The sequence below is a fragment of the Enterococcus sp. AZ084 genome, assembly GCF_051714905.1.
GTDB classification, from domain to species: domain Bacteria; phylum Bacillota; class Bacilli; order Lactobacillales; family Enterococcaceae; genus Enterococcus_B; species Enterococcus_B pernyi.
Genome location: NZ_JBIOSS010000001.1, coordinates 1,721,183 through 1,746,948, shown reverse-complemented (window position 1 = coordinate 1,746,948; position 25,766 = coordinate 1,721,183). Strand labels below are relative to the sequence as shown.

Sequence of the window (25,766 nt, the reverse complement as noted above, 5' to 3'; positions counted from 1 at the left end):
CAATACTTAAAGTGGAGGTTCACATAGCTGTCAATCAATACAAAAAGACTGGTACATGGAGGGGAAAATGAAACTATATAAAAAACAGTTCATCAATTGGATTTTTGTATTATTCATTCCGCTATTGTTTTTAAATCAAGCGGTTTATGCGGAAAATAATTTAGCAGATCAAACGATCGAACAGAGTCTATCTCAAAGTGAAAAAAGAGAGGAGAACCAAGAGGCAGATGACTCGGTTTTAGGAAATGAAAGGAGGGAAGGAAGTCCATCAGGAAGCAGTAGATTAGCCAGAGCGATTGGAGGAACTGGAACAGAAGCGGATCCTTTTACAGTAGCTTCCCGTACCGAATTAAGTGAAGCAATGAATGCGATAAATACGGATTCCGGTGCAGGGCCATACCATATCCAGTTCACCGCGGATATTATTTTTGTTTCTTCATCGCTATATGATATCTATAAGGAGGTCATTATTGATGGTCAAGGATTTTATATGTATGCCTCTAGTCAAAATCAAGGCACCTATTTATTCCGTATACAAACGCCAAATATCAATATGACGATAAAAAATCTCAATTTTGGAAAAGAGGGTTATATCAATGGAGGAGGAAACGAGATAAGTACCCTTCCTGCATCTGGAATAGTGACTTCTGCCAATGCTTCGATTCCATTTCATTTAAGTGTCGAAAATATTACGGTCTATTCAAATTATGTGGGGCGTCGTTTTTTTACGGAAAATCAGGAATCGACGATTACTTTTTACGGAGAAAATACAATCGCTGTCGAAGATGCTTTTCTTATACCGCAGAGTTCAATAATCGATATGTGGCATGTGACATTTGCAGAAAATTCTATAACGCATCTAAATTCTGGAAGTAGTCTCCCCAATTCAGCAATATTTTACCCTCGATTAGCAACCGGGCAAAGTTCCACTGACCAAAGATTACAAATCCAACTGGAAGATAATTCGGAAGTTATCATTAATGCCAATATTCCCCAGCTAGGGATTACACCTGTAGGGTATGATCTATATGTAGGACAAGGGAGTCGTTTGGTCTATGAGAGTAGTGGGTCTGCAAATATTGGACTTGCACAGCAGGTCTCAACGGCTACATCAGTAATAAATGTTGAAAAAGATGCACAGCTGACTTTCAATACTAATTCGGATTTTTCGCCCATACTTACGCCTAGCTCTAAAGTCATGTTTAATGTCAATGAACCTGAATTGATCAGGTTTAAAAAAAGAAGTACGATTGTGGTTAGTTCACTGGGAGGATTTCAATTCAATCGTTTGGATGGGGAATCTGGAGAAATTGGTGGCTACCAATTCAATGCGCAGGATCGGTATGGTCAAGCAGTTTCGAAAGATATCACCACAGGGCAACTATTTGATTTGTCTACGATCGGTGTAACAAATGAAGTGATTTACCAAAAAAAATTCGATATCCAAACAGTTGATACTAGCCCAGAAGTTGATTTAGATTTGAGTGAATTGACCACGACAATAGAGACGGTAACACCGAGCAACCGTCCGTTGACGAATCATCAATTCATACTGAGTAAAGAACCACTTTGGTCAGGGACGTCCATCAACACAGAAGCGGCTCAAACGCAGATTACTACTACCACCCCTGCAACTAGCGGTGTGTTAGCAATTGAAACGTCAGAGACTGAACGAACGTGGAAACAAGAAAAATTACACGCTGGCACCTACTATGTCTATGTGAAGGTAACCGGAGTCATGCAAGAAGATCCAGAACTCCAGAAATATTTGAGTAATAGTTTGTGGAAGGAAATCGTAGTTGATGTGCCTAAGAGTGTGTTGAGTGTGGAAGTGCCATTGGAGAAATTCTTTACTGCCCGTGAAGCAGGAGAATTTGATGAACTGGCAGCCGCTCAACCAATTATCAGCCGTAGTAATTTTCCGATCGATTTTTCAGTCACTGAAGTCACGGAACATTCAATTGAAGAAACACCAGTGACCTTAGTGAATGATGTGCTGCAGGATGCACACAAACATTTACGCCTCCATTTAGCAGCGACGAATGGACAACATTCCGGTCCATTGACCCTTGGTGAGAACCAATCCGATTCAATTGAAGTATTACCTTTCGTTAACGATCCATTAATGTTGTATCTAAAGGGAGAGTATTCTGGTCCGATTTTTGATAAACACGATGTAAGGTATCGATTCATCTACACATTAACTGCCCAGAGTTGAAAATTAGCGCTAAGAAGTCAAGCAATCATCGGTAGATACTGTTGATCAATTAGTTGAAAAGAGATAAACGATGTTTCCAGACGAATAGTCAAAAATAGCGGTCGGAACAGAAATATTAGCCTCGCTAAATAAGGCGGCATCTCAAAAATTGTTCTTACATTTTTGTGGGTGTTGCCTTATTTCTGCAGAGGTTATTTTGTTTCCGCCGTTTATTCAGTTTCCGCATGATAGTCAGTGGCCCTTCATGGTGTCTCAAATTCTGGCTTTTTGCTGAAGTGATTTAACTATGCGTCAGACTATTCTTGAATCAATGACTAATGTAATGCTGAAGACGTTTTACAAGAAGATTCCCTTTATCGAATAGGGGGTTAATGCTATAATTAGAAGGATTGATAATAGAAAGGATGTTGTGAATGTCATCCAAAGAAAACTTATTAAAGGGAATGAACCCTCGTCAAAAAGAAGCGGTTCTACATACAGATGGCCCGCTTTTATTAATGGCTGGTGCCGGTAGTGGAAAAACACGTGTTTTGACTCATCGAATCGCTTATTTGATTGAAGAAAAAGAAGTGAATCCATGGAATATTTTGGCAATCACCTTTACCAATAAAGCGGCGAAAGAAATGAAAGAACGGGTCAATGCCATTTTAGAAACAGGTGGTGAAGATGTCTGGGTCTCTACCTTTCACTCGATGTGTGTCCGTATTTTAAGACGAGATGTGGATTATATCGGCTATAATCGAAACTTTACGATCATTGATTCTTCGGAACAATTATCATTGATGAAACGAATTTTGAAAGAGTTGAATATTGATCCTAAAAAATACGATCCAAGAAGCTTGTTAGGATCGATCTCGCAAGCAAAAAATAGTTTGTTGTCACCAGAGGCTTTTGCCAAAATGCAAGGCAGTTATTATGAAGAAATTGCCGCAAAATGTTATGCAGCATATCAGAAAGAACTCCTATACAACCAATGTATGGATTTTGATGATCTGATCATGAATACGATCCGTTTATTTAACGAGCATCCAGATTCATTGACGTATTATCAAAATAAATTCCATTACATCCATGTAGATGAATATCAAGATACGAACCACGCACAATATACGCTAGTCAATCTATTAGCTGGACGGTTCAGAAATCTTTGTGTAGTTGGGGATGCAGATCAAAGTATTTACGGCTGGCGCGGAGCAGATATGCAAAACATCTTGGATTTTGAAAAAGATTATCCAGATGCTGCGGTGATCTTGTTAGAACAAAATTATCGCTCAACGAAAACGATCTTGAATGCAGCGAATCAAGTCATCGAAAACAACCGCAATCGTAAACCCAAAAATCTTTGGACAGAAAACCAAGACGGTAACAAAATCACGTACTATCGAGCAGACAATGAGCGTGACGAAACACGTTTTATTGTAGAAAGAATGCAAGAAGAGATCCAGACGAATCGTCGTAATTATGGAGACTTTGCTATTCTTTACCGAACAAATGCCCAATCGCGTGTCATGGAAGAAACCTTACTAAAAGCCAATATTCCGTACAAAATGGTTGGAGGTCACAAATTCTATGATCGAAAAGAAATCAAAGATGTTTTGGCGTATCTTAATGTGATGGCAAATCCTCAAGATTCATTGAGTTTTGAGCGGATCGTCAACTCACCAAAACGTGGGATTGGACCAGGATCAGTGGAAAAACTTCGTAGTTTTGCCACGATGCACGAATGGCCGTTGTTAGAGGCTGCAAGAAATGTTGAGTTAGCGAACATCGGCGGAAAAGCAGGAACACAGTTAGGCTCTTTTGGCGAGATGATGCATCAATTGACTGAAATGATCCCTTATTTGACCGTTACAGAGTTAACCAAAGAAGTCTTAGACCGTAGTGGCTATTTGGATGATCTAAAAATCCAAAATACGTTAGAATCCCAAGCACGTATCGAAAACTTAGAAGAGTTTTTGACGGTGACTCAAGAATTTGATAAACAATTTGAAAAAGAAGGGCTAGAGAATGCTGATTCGCCAGAGGACAAGCTGGTCGTCTTTTTAAATGACCTTGCACTTGTATCAGATATCGATAGCTTAGAAGAAGAAACGAAGCAAGTGACATTGATGACCTTACATGCTGCGAAGGGTCTAGAGTTTCCAGTCGTCTTTTTGATCGGTCTAGAAGAAGGTGTCTTTCCACTTTCTCGTGCCTTGATGGAGGAAAGTGAACTGGAAGAGGAACGCCGTTTGGCCTATGTAGGGATCACCAGGGCGGAAGAAGCATTATTTATGACCAATGCGTTTTCACGGACTTTATATGGCCGTACGCAATACAATCGACCTTCACGATTTTTAGAAGAAATCGATCAAGAATTATTAGATATCCACGGGATGCGACCAACATCCAATGCCTCTCAACCGTCGCCTTTTCGTGCGAATAACGCGACACCTAAGTACCAACAGCCGACAAAAACAGGTGTATCAGCAAAAGTCGCTACAGGTGGCGAAACAGGTGGTTGGAAGCCAGGAGATAAAGTCAAACATAAAAAATGGGGACCTGGTACAGTGGTTAGAGTTAGTGGTGATGCAAAAGACCTTGAGCTTGATATTGCATTTCCAAGTCAAGGAGTCAAACGTGTATTAGCCGCTTTTGCACCAATCGAAAAAGTTTAGTTCAATAGGGGGAGAAAAAGATGGAACACGAAATGACGATCGATGAAGCGACAAAAAAAGCAGAAGAACTCAGAGTGCAGTTAGATCGTTGGTCTCGTGAGTATTATGTGTTGGACCAACCAACGGTAGAAGATTATATCTACGACAAAACCTATGCCGAATTAGTGGCGATCGAAGAACAATATCCAGATCTGATCACCGCAGATTCACCGACCCAACGGGTAGGTGGAAAGATTCTTTCCTCATTTGAAAAAGTCACACATGACATTCCATTATATAGTTTGAACGATGTCTTCAATAAAGAAGAACTCTTAGCATTTGATCAACGTGTCCAAAAAGCAATCGGCCGTCCAGTCGATTATTGTTGTGAACTGAAAATCGATGGTCTATCGGTATCTTTACGATATGAGAATGGTGAGTTTGTACGGGGAGCGACTCGGGGAGATGGTTCGGTCGGCGAAAATATCACAGAAAACTTAAAAACGGTGCGTTCTGTTCCAATCAAATTAAAAGAACCGATGAGTATCGAAGTACGTGGTGAATGTTTTATGCCGAAACGTTCATTCGTTAAATTGAACCAAAAAAATGAAGAAGAAGGCAAACCAGTCTTTGCCAATCCCCGTAATGCAGCAGCAGGTTCATTGCGCCAGTTAGATTCCAAGATCACAGCGAAAAGAAATCTTGATACGTTCTTATATACCGTAGCAGATTTTGGACCGATGCAAGCGACGACGCAATACGAAGCGTTAGAAGAATTAGACAAGATCGGTTTCCATACGAACCATGAAAAACGTCTTTGTCATTCAATCGACGAAGTTTGGGCGTTCATTGAAGAATACCATGAGAAACGTAAAGATCTCCCTTACGAGATTGACGGGATCGTGATTAAAGTCAATGATTTTTCATTGCAAGACCAATTAGGTTTTACAGTCAAAGCCCCACGTTGGGCGACTGCCTATAAGTTTCCGCCTGAAGAAGTAGAGACGGTCATCGAAGAAATCGAATGGACGGTCGGCAGAACGGGGGTAGTGACACCGACAGCGATCATGACACCGGTTCGTGTGGCTGGTACGACAGTCAGCCGTGCTAGTCTGCATAATGGCGATTATATCCAAATGAAAGATATCCGCTTGAATGATACTGTCCAAATCTACAAGGCAGGGGATATCATCCCTGAAGTCGCACAAGTCATTTTAGATAAACGTCCAAAAGACAGCGAGCCTTATAAAATGCCCGAACATTGCCCTGTCTGTCACAGTGAGTTGGTTCATTTAGATGAAGAAGTTGCCTTGCGTTGCATCAATCCAAAGTGTCCCGCACAAATGAAAGAAGGACTGAACCATTTCGTTTCCCGAAATGCGATGAACATCGATGGCTTAGGGCCAAGAGTCTTGGAACAGATGTATGACAAGAAGTTAGTCGCTGATGTTGCTGATCTCTATAAACTAACAGAAGAAGAATTATTGACGTTAGATAAAATCAAAGAAAAATCAGCGAATAATATTTTAACAGCGATCGACAATAGCAAAGAGAACTCGGTAGAACGTTTGATCTTTGGTTTAGGTATCCGTCATGTTGGCGCAAAAGCTGCAAAAATCTTAGCGGAGCATTTTGGTGATTTAGAAACTTTGAGTCGCAGCGATTTTGAATCGATCATCCAATTAGATGCGATCGGTGATATCATTGCGGATAGTGTAGTCACTTATTTTGACAATGAAGAAGTTCATGAACTGATGGAAGAGTTAAAACAAGCAGGTGTCAACCTTGAATACAAAGGCATTCGTTTGACACAGCTGAAAGAAGTAGAATCGCCGTTCAAAAACAAGACGATCGTGTTGACAGGCAAATTAACTCGATTCACAAGAGAAGAAGCCAAAGAAACAATTGAAAACCTTGGTGGAAAAGTCACTGGCAGCGTCTCTAAAAAAACGGATATCGTTGTCGCTGGCGAAGATGCAGGTAGTAAATTAACGAAAGCCCAAGAGTTAGGGGTCGAGGTTTGGACGGAAGATCAGATGGCTGAAGCGTTAGCAGAGAGTCATCCTGCTGAGGAAGCAGAATAATTTTTCAGATAAATTTCAAGAAAGAATTTCAGAATGCGAATTTCTTATGTTAAAATAAGAAGCAAAGTTTTCATTTAGGAAAGAAGGGGTACTATGGCGATTAGTGAAGAACAAGTAAAACATGTAGCGAAGTTAGCCAAATTGAAATTTGCCGACGAAGAGCGCGCAGGTTTTACTGACCAATTAGGAAAAATCATTGACATGGTAGAAATGCTGGAAGAAGTAGACACAGAAGGCGTACCATTTACATCAAACGTCGTTGAGACTGTCAACGTCATGCGACAAGACCGTGCACAACTAGGTTGGAGCAGAGATGAATTATTAAAAAATGTACCAGAAAAAGAAGATGGTTTCATCAAAGTACCAGCAATCATCGATAATGGGGAGGCTGGCGCATAATGACAGAATTATACAATCGTTCATTAGAAGAACTACACGACTTATTAGTGTCAAAAGAAATCACTGCACAAGACTTAGTGAGAGCTACATTTGATCGCATCAAGGAAACAGAACCCGCGATCGATGCATTTATCACATTGAATGAAGAGAAAGCTTTAGCCCAAGCCAAAGCTTTGGACGAAAAAGGTATCGACGAAAACAATGTTCTTTCAGGTATCCCGATCGGTATCAAAGACAATATCGTGACGAAAGATCTTTTAACGACAGCAGCTTCAAAGATCCTTTATAATTTTGAACCGATCTACGATGCGACAGTCATGGAAAAAGTATACGAAGCAGACATGATCCCTGTTGGTAAATTGAACATGGATGAATTTGCAATGGGCGGAAGTACCGAAACTTCTTACTTCAAAAAAACAAAGAACGCTTGGGATCAAACAAAAGTTCCTGGCGGATCATCTGGTGGTTCAGCAGCTGCAGTTGCCGCAGGACAAGTGCCAGTTTCTCTAGGTAGTGACACTGGTGGAAGTATCCGCCAACCAGCCGCTTTCAATGGAATCGTAGGAATGAAACCAACTTATGGTCGTGTTTCCCGTTTCGGTTTGATTGCATTTGCTTCATCTTTAGACCAAATCGGTCCAATGACCCGGACAGTCAAAGATAACGCATTAGCATTGACCGCAATCAGTGGCTACGACGAAAAAGACGGTACTTCATCTGGTGTATCTGTCCCTAACTTTGCAGAAGGCTTGTCTGGTGACATTAAAGGAATGAAGATTGCTTTACCTAAAGAATACTTAGGTGAAGGTGTCGATGAAGGCGTGAAAGAAGCAATTCTTAAAGCAGCTGAAACATTCCGTTCATTAGGTGCAACAGTAGAAGAAGTTAGCTTACCTCATTCAAAATATGGCGTGGCTGTCTACTATATCATTGCTTCATCTGAAGCAAGTTCGAACTTGCAACGTTTTGACGGTATTCGTTATGGATATCGTTCAGAAGATGTCAAGAACTTGGATGACGTTTATGTCAATTCACGTTCTGAAGGTTTCGGAGAAGAAGTAAAACGCCGGATCATGTTAGGAACGTTCTCATTGAGTGCAGGTTACTATGACGCGCATTTCAAAAAAGCAGGACAAGTCCGTACATTGATCAAGCGTGACTTTGAAAAAGTTTTCGCGGATTATGATTTGATCATCGGCCCTTCTTCACCAACAGTTGCGTTCGGTCTTGGTGAAAATATCAACGACCCAATCACGATGTATATGAGTGATATCTTGACGATCCCAGTGAACTTGGCAGGACTACCAGGTATGTCAGTACCTGCAGGCTTATCGGAAGGGTTACCAGTTGGCTTACAGATCATCGGTAATTATTTCGAAGAGAAAACCATGTATCAAGCAGCTTATGCGTTTGAGCAAGCGACAGAGTTCCATCGTCAACAACCAGCTATTTTAGGAGGGAAAGCCGAATGAATTTTGAAACAGTCATTGGACTTGAAGTCCATGTGGAATTAAAAACCAACTCAAAAATTTTCTCTCCAGCTCCTGCGCATTTTGGTGCTGAACCAAACAGCAACACCAATGTGATCGACTGGGGATACCCTGGAGTTTTACCAGTAATGAATAAAGCAGCGCTGGAATTTGGGATGCGTGCAGCGTTAGCATTGAATTGCGAAATTTCGAAAGATACTCATTTTGACCGCAAAAACTATTTCTATCCAGACAATCCCAAAGCTTACCAAATCTCACAATTCGATCAACCAATCGGTCATGATGGCTGGATCGAGATCGAAGTGGAAGGTAAAAAGAAAAAAATCCGCATTGAACGTGTGCATTTAGAAGAAGATGCAGGGAAAAACATGCACGGCATCGGTGGATACTCTTATGTCGATCTAAACAGACAAGGAACACCATTGATCGAGATCGTTTCAGAAGCAGACATGCGTTCACCAGAAGAAGCCTATGCTTATTTAGAAGCTTTACGTTCTGTGATCCAATTTACTGAAGTCAGTGACGTGAAATTAGAAGAAGGTTCAATGCGTTGTGATGCGAACATTTCTTTACGCCCTTATGGACAAGAAGAATTTGGGACAAAAGCAGAATTGAAAAACTTGAACTCCCTTTCTTTTGTCAAAAAAGGTTTAGCATTTGAAGAAAAACGCCAAGCAAAAGTATTATTATCTGGTGGAGAGATCCAACAAGAAACTCGTCGCTTTGATGAAACAACGAATAAGACGATCTTGATGCGTGTCAAAGAAGGGTCAAGTGATTATCGTTACTTCCCAGAACCTGATATTCCAAGATTCGTGATCGATGACGAATGGATCCAACGAGTGAAAGCAAGCTTACCAGAAATGCCAGCTTCTCGTCGGGTACGCTACATCAACGAATTAGGCTTACCAGAGTATGATGCGAAAGTATTGACGCTATCAAAAGAAATGTCTGATTTCTTTGAAGCAACATTGGAAAACGGAGCAGATGCCAAACAAGCTTCCAACTGGTTGATGGGTGAAGTATCAGCATACTTAAACAGTGAGAAATTGGAATTAGCTGAAACGAAACTAACACCTGAAAACTTAGCGGGTATGATTCTTTTGATCGCAGATGGCACGATCAGCTCTAAAATTGCGAAAAAAGTCTTTCGTGAGTTGATCATGAATGGTGGAGATGCACAAAGTGTTGTTGAAGCAAACGGTTGGGTCCAATTATCTGACCCAGCGAAGTTATTACCGATCATCAATGAAATCTTAGATAACAATCAACAATCTGTTGATGATTTCAAAAACGGAAAAGACCGTGCAGTCGGTTTCTTAGTTGGACAAATCATGAAAGCTACTAAAGGACAAGCAAACCCAGGTGTGGTCAACAAATTGCTAAATGAAGAATTAGCGAAACGATAGAGGGATGCTATGAAAAAAGCGCGTGTGATCTATAATCCGGTCTCTGGTAAAGAATTGTTAAAACGTAATCTTGCCGACATCCTCCAAGCTTTGGAGGAGTCGGGCTATGAAGCAAGTGCTTATGCAACGACTCCGGAAGAGGACTCGGCAAAAAATGAAGCACGACGAGTCGCTGAATTAGGTTTTGATCTTGTCGTTGCTGCTGGTGGCGATGGGACGATCAATGAAGTCGTCAATGGTATCGCCGGATTGGAAGTTAGACCAAAAATGGCGATCATTCCAGCGGGTACGACCAATGACTATGCTCGCGCCTTGAAGATTCCTCGAGATAATATCAAGGCAGCAGCAGAAGTCATCAAAAAGAACCAAACAGTCAAAATGGATATCGGTCAATCCGACAATAGCTATTTCATCAATATTGCAGCTGGCGGCTACTTGACAGAATTGACCTACGAAGTTCCATCCGAATTGAAAAGTATTTTTGGCTATCTTGCATATTTGGCAAAAGGAGCAGAAATGTTGCCACGTGTCAAACCGATCAAGATGCACTTGAAGTATGACGAAGGCGAATATAATGGTAATGCTTCGATGTTCTTTTTAGGGTTGACGAATTCCGTTGGTGGCTTTGAACAAATTGCGCCTGATGCAAAGCTAGATGATGGAAAATTCTCTTTGATCATCGTCAAAACGGCGAATATTTTTGAGATCCTCCACATTGCTGCCTTAATGCTCAATGGAGGGAAGCATGTCGATGATCCAAGAGTCATCTATACGAAAACAAGTTCTCTTTATGTTGAAACCGAAGATAATGCGAATCGCCCTGTCATGATCAATTTAGATGGCGAATACGGTGGGAACGCGCCGATGCATTTTCAAAATCTTCATCAGCATATCGAGTTTTATGCAAACACAGATCAAATTCCAGATGAGGCAATCACTGGTTTTGAGGAAGAAGAGCTAGAAGAAGTTAGCAAAGAATTCGTCAAAGAAGTAGAACGTTTGACGGATGAAGATATCGATGGCGATGGCAAAATTGCTGACAAGGATCAGAACTGAGCAGGATTGGACGACTATTAGAAGGAAAAAGCAAAGATCATAGGATTACTTGTTTTTTCCAATAGACTGAAGAAAAAAGGGCTGGGAATGAATGGATCTCCCAGCTCTTTCCTTTGTTGAACGGACAAAATTAGAAACCATTCAAAAGAATAGGAGTAATGAAATGACACAAACAATTAAGAAAAATGAACGGTATACTGTTGATATCATCGATTTAAGTTACGAAGGATTAGGTGTTGCGAAAATTGATGGCTATCCATTATTTATCGAAAATGCTTTGCCAGGTGAACAAGTGGAGATCCTTGTCGTAAAAGCAGGCAATAAATTTGGCTACGGTAAGGTCGAAAACTGGTTGACGACGTCACCAGACCGTCAAGAAATCACTAGTAATGTTCTATTGCGTACAGGAATCGCTCCGTTAGCCCATTTAAGTTATGAGCAACAATTAGTATTCAAACAAAAACAAGTCGAACATGTTTTAGCTAAAATCGCTAAAATGCCTGAAGTCACTGTACAACCAACAATCGGTATGGAAGAACCTACAGGCTATCGTAATAAAGCACAGATTCCTGTTCGTCGCGTCGAAGGCGAATTAGTGACTGGTTTTTACAAGAAAAATAGTCATGACTTAGTGGAAATAGAAGATTTCTTCATCCAAGACCCACAAATCGATCAAGCCATCATCAAGGTAAGAGACATCTTGCAACGTTTCCAAGTACGTGGCTACAATGAAGAAAAAAATGAAGGACAAATTCGTCATATCATTGTTCGAAGAGGTCATTACACGCATCAAATGATGGTGGTTTTAGTCACTCGAAAAGAAAAATTCTTCAAATCGAAAGAAATCGCTGAAGCCATCCATGAAGCTTTACCGGAAGTAGTGTCAGTGATCCAAAATATCAACGAAGAAAAAACGAATGTCATTTTAGGAGAAAAAGAAAAAGTTCTTTTTGGTCAATCATATATCGAAGATCAGCTACTTGGTAAGACCTATCGTATTTCTTCTAAATCCTTTTATCAGGTCAATACATTACAAACCGAAGTATTGTATCAAAAAGCGATCGAATTTGCTGAATTGAAAAAAGAGGATGTCGTGATTGATGCATATTCAGGAATTGGAACGATTGGTTTATCCATAGCGGATCAAGTAGCAAATGTTTATGGAATGGAAATCGTACCAGCAGCGATTGAAGATGCGCAGTTCAACGCATTGACAAATAAAATCGAAAATGCGCATTATGAAGTTGGAAAAGCTGAAACAGTCATGAAAAAATGGCAAGAAAAAGGAATCAAACCAACTGTTTTAGTTGTCGATCCTCCAAGAAAAGGTTTAGACGCACGCTTTATTGATTCAGCAATCGAGATGGCTCCTGAGCGAATCGTTTATATCTCATGCAATCCTGCAACCTTTGCTAGAGATGTGAAGTTGTTTGCAGAAGACGGTTATCAGTTAGAAAAAGTCCAACCAGTTGATTTATTCCCACAAACGCACCATGTAGAATGTGTCGGATTATTACGCAAAGGGTAAGTGATTTAAATAGATGAGCGCAAGGCATTATATCCTATACACTCATTTTAGAAGACGTTTCTGTCAAAAGAAACGTCTTTTTTTCAGGTGAGTGATAATATTAGTTATCAAGGAGAGCTCTTCTAAAAATGGTATCGTACTCAAAATAGAAAGAAGAGAACCGAGTTGTCACTTACAATAAGCAACGTACATATAGTTTTCACTTTTAGAAAGGCAATCCACTAAACCTTCACATTAAAGATGGAGAAGATAAACTAGATATCCTTGATACAAATAGAGTATGGATTTTGACAACTAGCAAAAGATATTAAAAAAATTTGGGTCTACTCCTGAATGTATTCGTTACTCCTTAGGTCAAAAATTGTGTCAAATAAACTATTGATACTATCCATATTAGACATCTTAAAAATTTTGGTGTATAAAGTTTACAAACTTTTAGTGGTTTTATAGATGCAAAGTATCAGCATTTTGTTGATATTTTTGCTGCAATATTCTCATGACAGGCGGTTTGGTATCTAAGCATTAGCGCTATGATTGGAAAATGGAAAAACAACGAGAAAATCTCTATAAAAATTAACTCAGCCAAGGATATTTTTTACAAACGCTTCCATTTCTTGAGCATAATCATTAAAATCCAATCGTCTAAACATATCGATAAATGAATCAATCGTGCTGAATTTTTTGAGAGTAGGATCATACTTACATTTTAAGATCTCAGTAAAAATATTATATAAAATACGTTCTCTTACATAATTGATCGTGTTGAAACTTTTTAGTTCGGCTAAATAGAAGTTCATATTTTCAAGTTCATCTCTTTCAAATTTCAACATGATAACGTTGATTATAAAGAAGCTATATAATTTGTAAAATTTAAAACTTCCACGCACATTCCGATATTTTTTTCGAAGAATTTTTACTTTTGAAAAAATATAAGCATCATTAAAAAGCGAGAGACAGTTTGAGAATAAATTTAATTCGAATGCTCCCCATACTTCTACATCATTTAAATAGTTTTTAATAACCATGATTTCATTTTCTTTGATAATAAATTTTTTAGCTCTGACTTTTCGATATAATAATAATTTGTATTGGATAAATAGGTAATAATAATAGAAATCATTACTTTCCAGGTATAGCTGATATGTATGGTTGATTTTTTCTTCTAAGTCAGTCCAGTTATACGTATAATAGGCTTTTTCCAATACTTTATTCGCTTTTTCCTTATTTGTAGCGACTGTTTGATTTGGCCATTCTTCATTAAAATGTAGTAAAAAGTAATCTTCAACAGAAATATTTAATCTGTCCAAGTACAATTGGAACAAATTCAAAGAAATATTAGTTCCAGTATTTTCGAAAGAAGAAAGAGTTGTTCGGCTACAAATCCCTTCGCTTAGAGTTCTCTGACTTATATTTCTTTCTTTGCGTAATTTTTTTATTATTTCATGATGTTTCATGGGTAACCACCTCTCTTGACGGAAATCTGTACATTCTGGAAACATTATATCATATTCTAGATATAATATTTCTAGCGATAGCTATAGTATCTAATAATAAAATTTATATTTTTAAGTTTCAAAAAATAAATGCTGACGAATTAAAATATTGGAGGCGATTCTATGGATTCTATTTACTTTGACAACGCATCTACATCATTTCCTAAGAGTAAAAAAGTATTGGAAAGTATTTCAGATTTTATACAAAATACTGACGGTAGTTACAATCGTACAGAATCAACTGAAGAAAGTGATTATATCTTTGAAACTAGGAGAAAACTAGCAGAGCTTATAGGAGTAAAGTATCCAACTCATATTATATTTACAAGTAATGCAACAGAAGCTCTGAATACCATTATTTTAGGATTCGCAAATAAAAACGCAAATATAGTTTCTACTGTCACTGAACATAATTCGGTAATACGTCCGTTAACCTATTTACAAAAGATTAGAAATATAACAGTTGATTGGGCTAAATGTGATCGCTATGGTTTAATCAATGTAGATGAACTAATAGATTTTGTCGATGAAAAAACAGATCTTGTTATAGTGAACCATGGTTCAAATGTAACTGGTCAAGTACAACCAATCGCCGAGATTTGTAAACGTGTCAAACAAAAAGGAGATATTCCTATTTTGATTGACATGTCTCAGACCTTAGGGCATATAGAAATTGATAATAATAACCTTGAAGCAGATTTCATCGTTTTTACTGGTCATAAAGCTTTGAAAGCGTTATCCGGTATTGGTGGGTTTTATATCAACCCCAAGCATACTAGTATTTCTCCTTTGAAAGTTGGTGGCACCGGTGTTTTGTCAGAACTTCTTAGTCAGCCAAGGACTCTCCCATATTACTTTGAATCAGGAACATTGAACTATCCAGGAATTTTCTCTTTGTATTGTAGTTTATCAGAAATGTCTACAGAGACTTTAAAAAATAAAAAGGAATACATATATACTCTGACGCATTATTTAATAAATAAGTTAACTGATATGCATAATATTGATATTTATAGCAATGCCAATGTATTAGGTATCGTTTCTTTTAATATTAATGGAATGATTGCTGCACGAGTTTCTAGCTTACTTCAAAAAGAAAATATTAAGACACGCTCAGGTTTACTATGCGCACCCTTTTTACACCATCATATCCATGACAATGTATATGGTTGTGTGAGGATTAGTTTATCTGAATCAAATACAAAGGAAGAGACAGACAAACTTATAGATATCTTGGAAGGGATTTGTAACAAGGTGGGAGAATATCAAAATATTAAGCTTCCAAGGGTTTATGAATTGCCTATTCCAGAAAGGAAGTATTTCAATGCAAAATAAAACGATTGATTTTTGTACATTTTGTTCTCAGGAAAAAGATAAAATTTATATCAAAACTGAAAATTTTACAGTCTGGTTAGCTATCGGTCAAATTGTTGAAGGTTATTCGCTAATTATGCCTAATGATCATTACCATTGTATTGGTGCTCTGCCAGATATTTTAAAAAAAGAATATCTTCAATTAAAACAAAAAGTACGAAATTTATTAACTAAGTATTATGGGGCGTGTATTTTTTATGAACATGGACGTGTAGGTTATTGTAATGTACAACCTGGAGAGCAATTATGCTACCATGGACACTTGCATGCGGTACCTGTTGCGATTGACTTACTAGAAAGTTTTAAAGCTGATGGATTATTTCCTATCGAGTTAGAAGATGATCGTGAATTTTTCAAAGCGTATATGGAGTATGGACATTATTTATATTATGAAGATGTAACTTCAAAGAAGTTTCTTGTACCAATAACGCAACCTTTACAAAGACAGTATTTAAGGTTTATAACTGCAATAAAAATTGGAAGACCAGAATTAGCAAGCTGGCAAGAATATCCTGAGTGGAATAAATTTTACTCAGCGAAGAAAAAGTTAACTATAGGTGAAAATAATGAATAAACTAATTAGAACCAAATTAAGAGAAAAAATACTTGAAACTAATCCAAATGCTACATTCATTGATTTAACGTCTATTGAAGTAGAAAGTGAACTTAAAAAAAAATTATTAGAGGAAGTACAAGAATTTATTGAAGCTAAAAGTGTGTATGAAAAAAATGAAGAGATGGCAGATATTCTAGAAGTGATCGATGCATTTTATAGTATTGACTTATTAAAGAAAGAACATGTATTGCACGCTAAAACTAAAAAGTACGAAGAACGAGGTGGGTTTAATGAAGGAATATATTGGAAACAGTAATATCCATTCCTTTGTAACTGTAGCAATGAACAAACCGAAAGAATTGAATCGATTATTGGAATATATCGAGAAGATGATTTGCCCTGATCTTTACCAATTTGAATGGATTATTGTAACAAATGACTTAATTTCAACTAGTTCTATTCTAAATGTATCAATTTATGAACATGCACAAGGAAATATTTCTCAATTAAGAAATTATGGGGCTAATTTTGCAAAAGGAGAATTTATAACTTTTATAGACGTAGATATGATATTTAAGCAAGATTTTTTAGAAGAAATTATTCTTAAATTGAAAAAAGTTACAAATAAAACTGTGCTTTTACATTATATTTATGCGTTTAATGTAGAAGATACTCTACTTAATCGATCTACTTTTGAAAAAATATCTCCGATGAATGTTGGCCAGTTTTTAAAAACATATGAGGACGTCTGGAGTGATTATAGAAAAGATGTTTTTCAACTGTATAAAGATGATCTCTCAACGTTGAGAGCTCCCTGGGTATATGGATGGAGTGGTGCTTTTACATGTAATAATGTCGAATTTATGAAAGTGAGAGGATTTGATGAATCGTTTAATGGTTGGGGAGCAGAAGATACGGATTTGTCTTATCGATTATTTCTAAATAATAACACTTTTATAATTTCTGAAAAATCTCCGGTAGTTCATTATCCACATGCAAGTAAGTCAAAAAATATTTCCAAGGAGTATTTTAATAATAGGTGCAAACTTTTTATGAAGAACCCAGCAATGGAAAGTGAATTATATAAATACGTTACAGGGATAAATTTGAATAACGTTCTCGATAAATTAGAAGTAACTGTTATTTGTTCGATGTCACCAGTTTATGCTCACCATGACTTGAGTGCTATCAAGTCAAAAATGAAAAGCAATAATTTATTTATAGGAAGTGACTCACTTGGAATATTAAAACAGTTATTGCCCCAAGAAATATTAGTATGGTCCGATAGGTTTGAACAAGTTGTTAATGATTATCTGCCGATGATCAAGACGTCTAAATATTTTGGTGTTTCTACGGATTACAAGAATAACTATTTTGATTGCGTGTTTCTTTTTGACGCGGGAATTTCTATAATTCCAACTTTGAAAAAAAGAATTTTTATAGAAGCATCGAGAATTGGAGCGGAAGTATATCTTATTAAAGATCCTTTCTTTAATCCATTGGAAGAATTTAAATTAGAGACAATGGAATTTCTAAATGATGAAATAATAAATATTGAAATTTGAGGAGGTCTTTGGATGAGCTTAGCATTATGTTTAATGATGAAAAATGAAGAAGAATTTTTAGATAATTTTTTTCGAAACTGCTTTGCTGATGCTATTTATGTACTTGATACGGGATCAACTGATAAATCAATTCAAATTGCGCAAAAATATACAACTAATATTTATAGTAAGCCTTTTAATAATGACTTTTCAGCTATGAGAAATTATTTGCTAGAGCAAGTAGAAGAAGATTGGATAATATTCTTGGATGCAGATGAACTACTATTGAAAGCGGATTGGAACACAATTAGACAATATATAAAAAGTAAAAGTGATGATAGTAAAATTGGTGGCTATAGATTTTTAAGGTATAACTTTTTTGGAACAGGTGGGTGGTATTCTGACTCAATGGTAAAATTATTTCGGAATCAATGTGGCTTTAAATATTATAAAAAAGCCACCGAAAAAATAGAACCATCAATTAAATGTAAAGGTTTTTGTGTGGATGATATTCCTGTTACACTCAATCATTTAGGTCATATGAGGTCTTTCAAAGAACGTCAAAGAAAAAATGAAAAGTATATTCAAATAATGAATGAGCAAATTTTGAATAATCCAAAAGAGATATTAGCCAAATCTTATTTGGCAATCATTCAAAGAAATGCAGGTAAACTAAAATTGGCAAAAAAGAATGCGCAAGAAGCAGCAGAAGCTAATCCAAATAGTGAAATTGCTCAACTCTTTTTAGGATATATTTTTAGAAGCGAAAATGATATTCATCGATCAAAAGACCAATTTCAAAAAGTACTAATCATTAATCCTAAGAATACTAGGGCTCTAAATTCATTAGGAATAACAGAACTATGTTGTGGAAATTATGAAGTTGCTAGGGAATTATTCAAGAAAGCATTTGAAATTTCACCTCTGTGTATACATATATATATAAATATAGGGCTTACCTACTTTTTTTCTGAGAACTATTTTCAAGCACTCTCATTTTTCAAACACGTGCTTGAAATCAATCCATATTTTGGTATCGCTACAACTCAAGGAATATTAGAGATGGACTTTTACAAGTCGCATTATTATGAAACAATTCCTAATTATTGGGGATTGAGAACATATATCACAATTTGTGAAAAGGAGTTAGATAATGATGGATTCTATTTTTTTTATAAGTGATATCGATGGAACAATCTATAGAGAGAAAAAAGTAACAGAAGAGGAATTATTCTTTTTAAGTTCTGTATCTAAAAAGTATCCAATTGTTTTGGCTACAGGAAGAAATTATGCAATGTTCCATCGTTTTATACAAGAATATAGCTTTGAATATGAATATTGTATACTGAATAATGGTGCTTTAGTAATGGATAAAAACGGTTCAATACTTGTAAGCTTAAATATGAAAACCAATATGATATTACCGCTAGTTCAAGAAATGTTAGAAAAAAAAGAGATCATTATCAATATGACATTTAGTCATCTTCAACAGAATATTTTTTTAGAAGGAATCCATAGTAATAACTTTTTGAATAGAACATCCAACATTCCATTAATAACTAACTCAATTACACTAGAAGTCAATAGTTATAAAGGACTAAGTGATGAAATAGACAATTTTACAAAAACGATAGAACAAACTGGCTTTCAGGTGAATAGGAATAAAAAATATATTGATATTTCACCACTTGGGAGTGGGAAGGCTAGTGCCATTATTTGTTTAGGAAATTTAGTTAAGATTGACGTCAGCAATTCAATCATTGTTGGAGATGAATTAAATGATAAAGAGATGCTTATGCTTACGGAAAAGTCTTACTGCATGGTTAATGGAAATAGTGAATTATTTACTGTAGCAAATAATATTATTAGTTCACTCACAGAAATCTCCTTAAAAAAGGAAGAACGAAATGAATAAAGTATACAGTACGATTGAAAATAATTTACTTTTAAAAATATTGCGAAATAGTTTTATTTCATTGATGCCAATTACGATTATCAGTTCTTTTTTTATTCTGATAGTGAATTTTCCTATCCCAACTTTTACTAAATTTATGGAAAAAAATTTCAATTTATTATGGACGACTGCCCTTCCTTCAATTCCCAATGCTTTTAATAATTTGATAGGTTTGTTTATTTTAATATCGATTGCCTATAATTATTGTAAAATAAAAGAGAAAGATTATATACTGTACATCACATCGACAATATTCGCTTATTTTATTTTTTTGCCGCTTGAATCCCCAGATCAATTGATCGATTCACTTGGCTCACAAGGTATATTCTTTTCGATGCTTTGTGCTCTTATGACGTGCGGTATATTAACTGTAAGTTTTAAAAAGAAAAGAAAGATTAATCTACATTCTTCTGTCCCGAAAGAAGTAGCAGAAAGCTTTGAGTATTTATTACCATTGTTGGGGACCACGTTAGTATTATTTTTTGTAAAATTAGTGTTAGTATTTTTTAAAATAGAAAATCCATCTAGTATGATTAATGGATTGATCCAAGTACCGATCACGAATTTAGGTAGCACTCTTCCAGCAGTTATCATAATCAATCTGGGAATTACATTATTATGGTTTTTTGGATTTAATGGGAGTTATCTATTTAATTCAGTAATGAATCCGATTTATTTTTCATTAAATATGGAAAATCTTTTGAGTATAACAAATGGAGAAGTTCCCCCAAATATTATTACTGGAACCTTCCAATCTTTATTTATTAATTATGGAGGAAGTGGTAGTACCCTAGCATTAACTCTAGCAATACTATTCTTCTCAAAGAATAACGACAAAAAAAGTATAGCAAAAGTCTCATTGATACCAGGTTTATTTAACATAAACGAGCCGATAATTTATGGCTTTCCGATCTTACTAAACTTTAGAGTATTTATCCCATTTATTCTTTGTCCAGCAGTTAATACAATTATTGCTTATTTTTCTATGAGTATAGGAATTGTAGCGAAAACAAATGGCATCCAAATTCCATGGACGACACCACCTATTATTTCTGGATTCTTAGCCTCGGGAGTTTCTGGTGCCTTTTTGCAAATGGCTTTGATTGTATTGAACATCATGATATATGCGCCGTTCATAAGGACTAAAAATAAAGGAACATTTATTGGGTAAACACGACATGCTGTACTTTAATTTTGTTGCGGCGATTCCTCATCATGCCACGATTGCACTAATCAACTTCCAGGCAGCAACAAGTTAGTGCTCTTCATCTGCTTTTTGTATTAGTTTTTTATAATGAGAAAAGTTACGTGATCTTATCCTGTGATGAACACACAAAAACCGTGCGCTTTTATGATAAAATCATAAAGAAATCAATAAGTTTGAAGTTTCCAAGTAAAAATGTGTTACAATAACGAAGTGTGTATCATAGTAGTAAAAAAGTGAATAGAGTAAAAGAGGGAAACAGATGAATTCAAAAGAAAAAATGCTTGAAATAATCAAAAAGAAACAAGGTGGCGGTCGAGTAGAAAAGATGGCTACTCCAAAAAATGATCGTAGCAATATGAGAAAAGGACCTAAAATCTATAATAAATAGTAAACGTCTGACAAGTATCGGCTAAATTATTTATTAATAAAAACTGACATCAGTGATTAATCACTGGTGTCTTTTTTGTCTTAAAATAAAGAAGTAGGTCTTTAAAACATAAAAGTTCGTACAAATATAAAGGATTAATGGTTAAAAAAGTAGAGAGAACGGATTACTCGAAAAAAATACGTCATCTATTTTAATTTTTTTAAATTACATTAATTGAAATGTAAAAAACGATAGTTATCGTTATTTTATTATATGTTCTTTTTTAACATAAAATAATCAATAAATTAAAAATACATAAAAAAGCTTTTTTAATAATGTTTTAATTTGTATTTACATAGTTATTTCATAAGAAATTCAATTTGAAGAAAAAAATGTGTTTAGAAAAAAGTTATTTAATGTTAAGGTGTTGATGAAGGTAGCTAGGAGTAAATATAACTAAATCCTATTTTATTTACGATGAGTTATCTTCTTTTCAAAGAAATTATTATTTGATAATGAAATAGGAGGGAGAAAAAATGGAAGAATATTTCTCAATAATTCCTGAAGAATTAAATGAGAAAACCGGACTGAATGAGAGGCAAATCGAAGAAAGGATCTTAAAAAACAAATCAAATCAACTAGATACGCAATCTGCTGGAAAAACGACAAAAGAAATTATTCTGAAAAATTGTATGACTTTATTTAATTTTTTAAATGTCATGTTGTTTATTACAGTTATATCTATCGGTTCCTTTAGAAATAGCTTTTTTATGGTTTCGATTTTAGTCAATACATCCATGGGGATATTTCAGGAAATCAAAGCGAAAAAAACGATTGAAAAACTGAGTGTTCTAAAGCAAAATCAAGTGACTGTCTTGCGTGGAGGGAAAGAGGTGACGATTAAAAAAGAAGAAATCGTCTTAGATGATCTTCTATTTTTAGCAAAGGGTATGCAAGTGCCAGTGGATGTTTGTGCGCTTTCTCAAGGATTGTTCGTCGATGAATCAATGATTACAGGAGAATCAGAGCTAGTCGAAAAAATGAGAGGGGATACGATTTATTCTGGCAGTTTAGTGATGCAGGGGAAAATTAAATCAATTGTTACCCAGGTGGGTGAAGAAACATACATAGCAAAATTAACGAAGGAAGCCAAATCGTTTAAACCAATGCGTTCAAAAATACAAATAGCCATCGATCGCATTTTGAGAGTGATTGCGATAGGCATTATCCCTATTGCACTGCTTGTGCTGCTGAATCAATTTGTTCTCAGTGCCATGGATCTATCTTTAGTTGAGTCCAGGAAACTAGCGATTATTGGTAGCACGACTGCGATTTCTAGTTTGATTCCAGAAGGGTTAGTATTATTGACTTCTGTCGCTTTAGCTGCTGGAGTGATCAAACTTTCTAAAATCAAGGTCTTAGCTCAAAGTTTGCCGGCAATCGAGACACTTGCAAGAGTCGATGTATTGTGTCTTGATAAAACAGGCACAATCACAGAAGGAAAAATGTGTGTTGAAGAAGTGGTCTATTATCATAAAACCAAAGAAGAAGTAGATGCAACGATTGCATTTTTACTCAAACAAGATACGGAATCAAATATGTCCACGGAAGCATTAAAGAAAGTATTTCATGAAGACACTTCTTATCGGTTCAAAAAAGAAAACTATGTGCCATTTTCTTCTGAGAGCAAATCGCAAGCGATTGAAATAAACGGTCAAGGAACGTTTGTACTTGGTGCTTTCGACTTGATTGTAAATAATATCGAAACATCAATAAAAGTAGAGATCGAAAGTGCTTTAAAAGCTGGTTATCGTATCCTTGCTTTCGCACATACGCCTTCTTCTATCATGGATAATCAAGTACCGAAAGACGGTCAGATCATTGCCTTGATCTTGATCAAAGATAAAGCAAAATCAGATGCCAAACAAATACTTACCTATTTCAAAGAACAAGGAATCAAAGTGAAAATCATCTAGGGAGACCATCCAGATACCGTTGCAGGTATTGCAAGGGATGTTGGGATCAAAGGAAAAGCAATCAGTTCAAAAGAGATACCTGACTCAAAAAATGAATTGCGAGAAATCGTAGAAGAAACCAGTATTTTCGGTCGCATCACACCAGATCAAAAAAGAGATTTGGTTCAAGCTTTGCAAGAGAACGGACATACAGTAGCCATGGTTGGAGATGGGATCAATGATATCTTGGCACTGAAAAAATCAGATTGTGGAATCACCTTTGGGATAGCAAGTGAAGCGGTGAAATCAGTGACTCATTTTATTTTACTAGAAGGGAACTTCTCAGTTTTGCCACAAGTTGTCAGAGAAGGAAGAAAAGTAATCAATAATATCAATCGTGTCGCTGGGATGAATATCTTACGTGTGATCTATGCGTTAACTCTGATCTTATTATTGACCTTTTCTAGGCAGCTGTTTCCGATTGAATCGATCAATCTTGCTTTAGTTAGTTCTTTAGCAATCGGTGTACCTTGTGCATTGTTGATTTTAGAAAATGACGACCAAAAAATCAAAGATGATTTTTTCCGACGAATCAAAATCTATGTTATTCCAGCAGGTGTGACGATTGGTTTGACCATCATGGTCATGTATATGATTACATATTATGCACCTATCTATTCGAAATTTGTAGGAAATATCGAAGTACAATTATATGTAGATTTTGTCGTTGACGCCACGTTGATCATTGGGCTGACTCAATTTTATTTATTGTATTTACTTTGTCGCCCACTAACGGTTTATCGGATCAAAATTTTGTTTTTCTCTCTAGGTTTATTTTTTATTAGCTACTTTATTCCTGTTGTGAATGAATTTTTTGGCTTGTCGCCGGTGCATTCTTTCAGATTTTTTGTTCCTGTCGTATTATCTATTGTTTTATTGACGATCATTAGCCGTATAGTGAGAGATCATACGCAATGGAAAAGTCCAACGGTTCTATTATTGACATTCTTTTTGTTCACCGCAGTTGCAGGAATTGGTCTGTATTTGCAACAACTTCATAAAGATAACGTTGTGACAACCACTTATTGGGGAAAAATCCCAGAAGCGTTTGACCCATTGACTGAACCGATTGTCGATCCGGAGAAGAAAGCAGTACTCCAACCGCTGACCGATAAATTAGAAGTAGGGGCAAGCCAAACAGTTTCGATTTCTTATGAAGGAGAAGAATTAGCAAAGTTAGAGATTCTGCCTAATGTAAGTATGTTTGATAAGCAAGGGATTGAACGAAAATTGAATTTACCGATGGTTGAAGGAAACCCAGCTGAGACACTGCATCCTGGAGTATATGTAAAAGCCGAGGCAAGTAACGTCTCTCTTCATAGTTGGGTGATCGTAGATGCTAAAGATGTTCCGACAGAAGTAAAAAAGCAATTAATTGAATAATCGCAACGAATGAAAGGTGGTGATGCTTATGGAGTGAGTAATGATTTTGACACAAGATCCATTTAAACTTTTAGTGAAGGAGCAAAAAAAATGAGAATGAGATGTTTATTGATCAGCAGTGCATTGATGCTTCTATTTGTTGGTTCCTACAATGTGAAAGAGTCTTGCTTGAATGATTTGACTGATAAAAATGCTGATTTTTCAGGAATCATTGCTGCTGCTGACCTGCCGTCTTTGGAGTATTGGGTGGACGAAGTCATTTATGGAAAAGGGGTGAGAGATCTTGAACTCAAATTGAAGTTACAAGATATTAAGAAAAACAAGGATTGTACTTTCTTGAGACAACTGTCAGAAAGAGATGTGATCATCAATGTGGATGGTGATAGATGGTTGCAGGATACAGTAAGTAATAGTCGCAAAGTCTATGTCTATTTGACAAAAGAACGTCGCTTTGTAGGAAGTGGACCGATTAAAGAATTACCGATCGAATCCATTCAAGCGGTGCGTTTCGAACATACAAAAAATTCAAATTAAAAGGAATGGTGAAAAATGATGGAAAATTCAATTCAAAAATTAGCAGGAATCTCTGCAATGTTATTTAGTGTGGTTTTACTAGTCGGAAGATTATTTCGGGTCATTGTTGATGGGCAAACGAATAGTACGATATCGATTATCTTGAATGGCATGAATTTCATTGTCCTGTTTCTGTTGATCTATGCTTGGCAAAAAATAAAACAACAACGAAAATCGTCCACGCCGCATTTTCTTACTCTTATTGGTCTGGGAATTGCGCAATCTGTGATTATCATTCACCAAGTTCATACGACGATAAATTACGCAGGGATCATTTTGCTATTAGTTGGTGGATTTTTAGTCTACAGTTGCGGCATCACCCATTTTGTAAAAAGATGAAAAAGATTTGGAAAACAAAAAAACAATGGGACAACTGAGTAAATTATCTGGCGGATAAGCACTAACGTTGTCGCATTGCTCATTAAGTATAGCTAGATAACAGACATGAGTCAAGAATGTTCATTGAAACAATCCATTCGT

General features: G+C 36.2%; 20 protein-coding genes and 1 pseudogene. 20 read left to right on the top strand and 1 reads right to left on the bottom strand.

Going from position 1 to position 25,766, the window contains the following annotated elements:
* Window positions 1–67 precede the first annotated feature (67 nt).
* From IGI79_RS08005 to rlmD, 8 genes are all read left to right on the top strand, one after another.
* Window positions 68–2,218 (top strand): hypothetical protein, encoded by a 2,151-nt coding sequence (locus tag IGI79_RS08005; protein WP_195475998.1) that lies wholly within the window; start codon window positions 68–70, stop codon window positions 2,216–2,218.
* Between the two features lie 413 nt (window positions 2,219–2,631).
* Entirely contained in the window at window positions 2,632–4,875 is a 2,244-nt protein-coding gene (gene pcrA / locus IGI79_RS08000) for a DNA helicase PcrA (protein ID WP_065096853.1), read from the top strand.
* Between the two features lie 20 nt (window positions 4,876–4,895).
* A complete protein-coding gene (gene ligA, locus IGI79_RS07995) occupies window positions 4,896–6,938 on the top strand; it encodes an NAD-dependent DNA ligase LigA (protein WP_065096854.1) in 2,043 nt (680 codons plus the stop codon).
* Window positions 6,939–7,031: 93 nt separating this feature from the next.
* Window positions 7,032–7,337, top strand: a complete 306-nt coding sequence (gatC, locus tag IGI79_RS07990; protein ID WP_010735262.1) for an Asp-tRNA(Asn)/Glu-tRNA(Gln) amidotransferase subunit GatC — start codon at window positions 7,032–7,034, stop codon at window positions 7,335–7,337.
* Window positions 7,337–8,809 carry an Asp-tRNA(Asn)/Glu-tRNA(Gln) amidotransferase subunit GatA gene (gene gatA / locus IGI79_RS07985; RefSeq protein WP_010735263.1) on the top strand — a complete coding sequence of 491 codons (1,473 nt, stop codon included), beginning with the start codon at window positions 7,337–7,339 and terminating at the stop codon, window positions 8,807–8,809. The genes gatC and gatA overlap by 1 nt, the downstream gene beginning before the upstream one ends.
* On the top strand, window positions 8,806–10,236 hold the full coding sequence (gatB, locus tag IGI79_RS07980; RefSeq protein WP_065096855.1) for an Asp-tRNA(Asn)/Glu-tRNA(Gln) amidotransferase subunit GatB: 1,431 nt from the start codon (window positions 8,806–8,808) through the stop codon (window positions 10,234–10,236). Before gatA ends, gatB begins: the two co-directional genes overlap by 4 nt.
* A 9-nt stretch (window positions 10,237–10,245) precedes the next feature.
* Window positions 10,246–11,292 carry a diacylglycerol kinase gene (locus tag IGI79_RS07975; protein ID WP_065096856.1) on the top strand — a complete coding sequence of 349 codons (1,047 nt, stop codon included), beginning with the start codon at window positions 10,246–10,248 and terminating at the stop codon, window positions 11,290–11,292.
* 163 nt (window positions 11,293–11,455) lie between these two features.
* A complete protein-coding gene (gene rlmD / locus IGI79_RS07970) occupies window positions 11,456–12,820 on the top strand; it encodes a 23S rRNA (uracil(1939)-C(5))-methyltransferase RlmD (RefSeq protein ID WP_019722709.1) in 1,365 nt (454 codons plus the stop codon).
* Between the two features lie 578 nt (window positions 12,821–13,398).
* On the opposite strand, the gene IGI79_RS07965 is transcribed toward rlmD, so the two are convergent.
* The gene (locus IGI79_RS07965) at window positions 13,399–14,274 is read right to left on the bottom strand and encodes an Rgg/GadR/MutR family transcriptional regulator (protein ID WP_181055205.1); all 876 of its coding nucleotides are present in this window, start codon (window positions 14,272–14,274) and stop codon (window positions 13,399–13,401) included.
* Between the two features lie 162 nt (window positions 14,275–14,436).
* Here IGI79_RS07965 and IGI79_RS07960 point away from each other — a divergent pair, with 162 nt between their 5' ends.
* The 12 genes and pseudogenes from IGI79_RS07960 (at window position 14,437) to IGI79_RS07905 (ending at window position 25,625) form a co-directional block, all read left to right on the top strand.
* The gene (locus tag IGI79_RS07960; RefSeq protein WP_438845828.1) at window positions 14,437–15,648 is read left to right on the top strand and encodes an aminotransferase class V-fold PLP-dependent enzyme; all 1,212 of its coding nucleotides are present in this window, start codon (window positions 14,437–14,439) and stop codon (window positions 15,646–15,648) included.
* Window positions 15,638–16,261 carry a hypothetical protein gene (locus IGI79_RS07955; RefSeq protein WP_438845827.1) on the top strand — a complete coding sequence of 208 codons (624 nt, stop codon included), beginning with the start codon at window positions 15,638–15,640 and terminating at the stop codon, window positions 16,259–16,261. Before IGI79_RS07960 ends, IGI79_RS07955 begins: the two co-directional genes overlap by 11 nt.
* Window positions 16,254–16,559 carry a nucleoside triphosphate pyrophosphohydrolase gene (locus IGI79_RS07950; protein WP_438845826.1) on the top strand — a complete coding sequence of 102 codons (306 nt, stop codon included), beginning with the start codon at window positions 16,254–16,256 and terminating at the stop codon, window positions 16,557–16,559. Before IGI79_RS07955 ends, IGI79_RS07950 begins: the two co-directional genes overlap by 8 nt.
* Complete coding sequence (locus tag IGI79_RS07945; protein ID WP_438845825.1) at window positions 16,534–17,808, top strand: glycosyltransferase family 2 protein; 1,275 nt, start codon at window positions 16,534–16,536, stop codon at window positions 17,806–17,808. The genes IGI79_RS07950 and IGI79_RS07945 overlap by 26 nt, the downstream gene beginning before the upstream one ends.
* A gap of 12 nt (window positions 17,809–17,820) precedes the next feature.
* Window positions 17,821–18,969: a glycosyltransferase gene (locus tag IGI79_RS07940; RefSeq protein WP_438845824.1), complete on the top strand. Its 1,149-nt coding sequence runs from the start codon at window positions 17,821–17,823 to the stop codon at window positions 18,967–18,969.
* Window positions 18,941–19,702, top strand: a complete 762-nt coding sequence (locus IGI79_RS07935) for an HAD-IIB family hydrolase (protein ID WP_438845823.1) — start codon at window positions 18,941–18,943, stop codon at window positions 19,700–19,702. The genes IGI79_RS07940 and IGI79_RS07935 overlap by 29 nt, the downstream gene beginning before the upstream one ends.
* On the top strand, window positions 19,695–20,912 hold the full coding sequence (locus tag IGI79_RS07930) for a PTS sugar transporter subunit IIC (RefSeq protein ID WP_438845822.1): 1,218 nt from the start codon (window positions 19,695–19,697) through the stop codon (window positions 20,910–20,912). The genes IGI79_RS07935 and IGI79_RS07930 overlap by 8 nt, the downstream gene beginning before the upstream one ends.
* A gap of 295 nt (window positions 20,913–21,207) precedes the next feature.
* Window positions 21,208–21,336: a hypothetical protein gene (locus IGI79_RS07925; RefSeq protein ID WP_010735268.1), complete on the top strand. Its 129-nt coding sequence runs from the start codon at window positions 21,208–21,210 to the stop codon at window positions 21,334–21,336.
* 515 nt (window positions 21,337–21,851) lie between these two features.
* Window positions 21,852–23,291 (top strand): HAD-IC family P-type ATPase, encoded by a 1,440-nt coding sequence (locus IGI79_RS07920; RefSeq protein WP_438845821.1) that lies wholly within the window; start codon window positions 21,852–21,854, stop codon window positions 23,289–23,291.
* Between the two features lie 12 nt (window positions 23,292–23,303).
* A pseudogene (locus IGI79_RS07915) lies at window positions 23,304–24,713 on the top strand (HAD-IC family P-type ATPase); the annotation flags it as partial.
* A 90-nt stretch (window positions 24,714–24,803) separates the two neighbouring features.
* Window positions 24,804–25,247: a hypothetical protein gene (locus IGI79_RS07910; RefSeq protein WP_104776870.1), complete on the top strand. Its 444-nt coding sequence runs from the start codon at window positions 24,804–24,806 to the stop codon at window positions 25,245–25,247.
* 18 nt (window positions 25,248–25,265) lie between these two features.
* The gene (locus IGI79_RS07905; RefSeq protein WP_146095576.1) at window positions 25,266–25,625 is read left to right on the top strand and encodes a hypothetical protein; all 360 of its coding nucleotides are present in this window, start codon (window positions 25,266–25,268) and stop codon (window positions 25,623–25,625) included.
* Window positions 25,626–25,766: the final 141 nt, after the last annotated feature.

Excerpts from the sequence above, each read along its gene's own strand:
- IGI79_RS08005 (WP_195475998.1), top strand. The coding sequence starts at position 68 with ATGAAACTATATAAAAAACAGTTCATCAATTGGATTTTTGTATTATTC.
- pcrA (WP_065096853.1), top strand. The coding sequence starts at position 2,632 with ATGTCATCCAAAGAAAACTTATTAAAGGGAATGAACCCTCGTCAAAAA.
- ligA (WP_065096854.1), top strand. The coding sequence starts at position 4,896 with ATGGAACACGAAATGACGATCGATGAAGCGACAAAAAAAGCAGAAGAA.
- gatC (WP_010735262.1), top strand. The coding sequence starts at position 7,032 with ATGGCGATTAGTGAAGAACAAGTAAAACATGTAGCGAAGTTAGCCAAA.
- gatA (WP_010735263.1), top strand. The coding sequence starts at position 7,337 with ATGACAGAATTATACAATCGTTCATTAGAAGAACTACACGACTTATTA.
- gatB (WP_065096855.1), top strand. The coding sequence starts at position 8,806 with ATGAATTTTGAAACAGTCATTGGACTTGAAGTCCATGTGGAATTAAAA.
- IGI79_RS07975 (WP_065096856.1), top strand. The coding sequence starts at position 10,246 with ATGAAAAAAGCGCGTGTGATCTATAATCCGGTCTCTGGTAAAGAATTG.
- rlmD (WP_019722709.1), top strand. The coding sequence starts at position 11,456 with ATGACACAAACAATTAAGAAAAATGAACGGTATACTGTTGATATCATC.
- IGI79_RS07965 (WP_181055205.1), bottom strand. The coding sequence starts at position 14,274 with ATGAAACATCATGAAATAATAAAAAAATTACGCAAAGAAAGAAATATA.
- IGI79_RS07960 (WP_438845828.1), top strand. The coding sequence starts at position 14,437 with ATGGATTCTATTTACTTTGACAACGCATCTACATCATTTCCTAAGAGT.
- IGI79_RS07955 (WP_438845827.1), top strand. The coding sequence starts at position 15,638 with ATGCAAAATAAAACGATTGATTTTTGTACATTTTGTTCTCAGGAAAAA.
- IGI79_RS07950 (WP_438845826.1), top strand. The coding sequence starts at position 16,254 with ATGAATAAACTAATTAGAACCAAATTAAGAGAAAAAATACTTGAAACT.
- IGI79_RS07945 (WP_438845825.1), top strand. The coding sequence starts at position 16,534 with ATGAAGGAATATATTGGAAACAGTAATATCCATTCCTTTGTAACTGTA.
- IGI79_RS07940 (WP_438845824.1), top strand. The coding sequence starts at position 17,821 with ATGAGCTTAGCATTATGTTTAATGATGAAAAATGAAGAAGAATTTTTA.
- IGI79_RS07935 (WP_438845823.1), top strand. The coding sequence starts at position 18,941 with ATGATGGATTCTATTTTTTTTATAAGTGATATCGATGGAACAATCTAT.
- IGI79_RS07930 (WP_438845822.1), top strand. The coding sequence starts at position 19,695 with ATGAATAAAGTATACAGTACGATTGAAAATAATTTACTTTTAAAAATA.
- IGI79_RS07925 (WP_010735268.1), top strand. The coding sequence starts at position 21,208 with ATGAATTCAAAAGAAAAAATGCTTGAAATAATCAAAAAGAAACAAGGT.
- IGI79_RS07920 (WP_438845821.1), top strand. The coding sequence starts at position 21,852 with ATGGAAGAATATTTCTCAATAATTCCTGAAGAATTAAATGAGAAAACC.
- IGI79_RS07910 (WP_104776870.1), top strand. The coding sequence starts at position 24,804 with ATGAGAATGAGATGTTTATTGATCAGCAGTGCATTGATGCTTCTATTT.
- IGI79_RS07905 (WP_146095576.1), top strand. The coding sequence starts at position 25,266 with ATGGAAAATTCAATTCAAAAATTAGCAGGAATCTCTGCAATGTTATTT.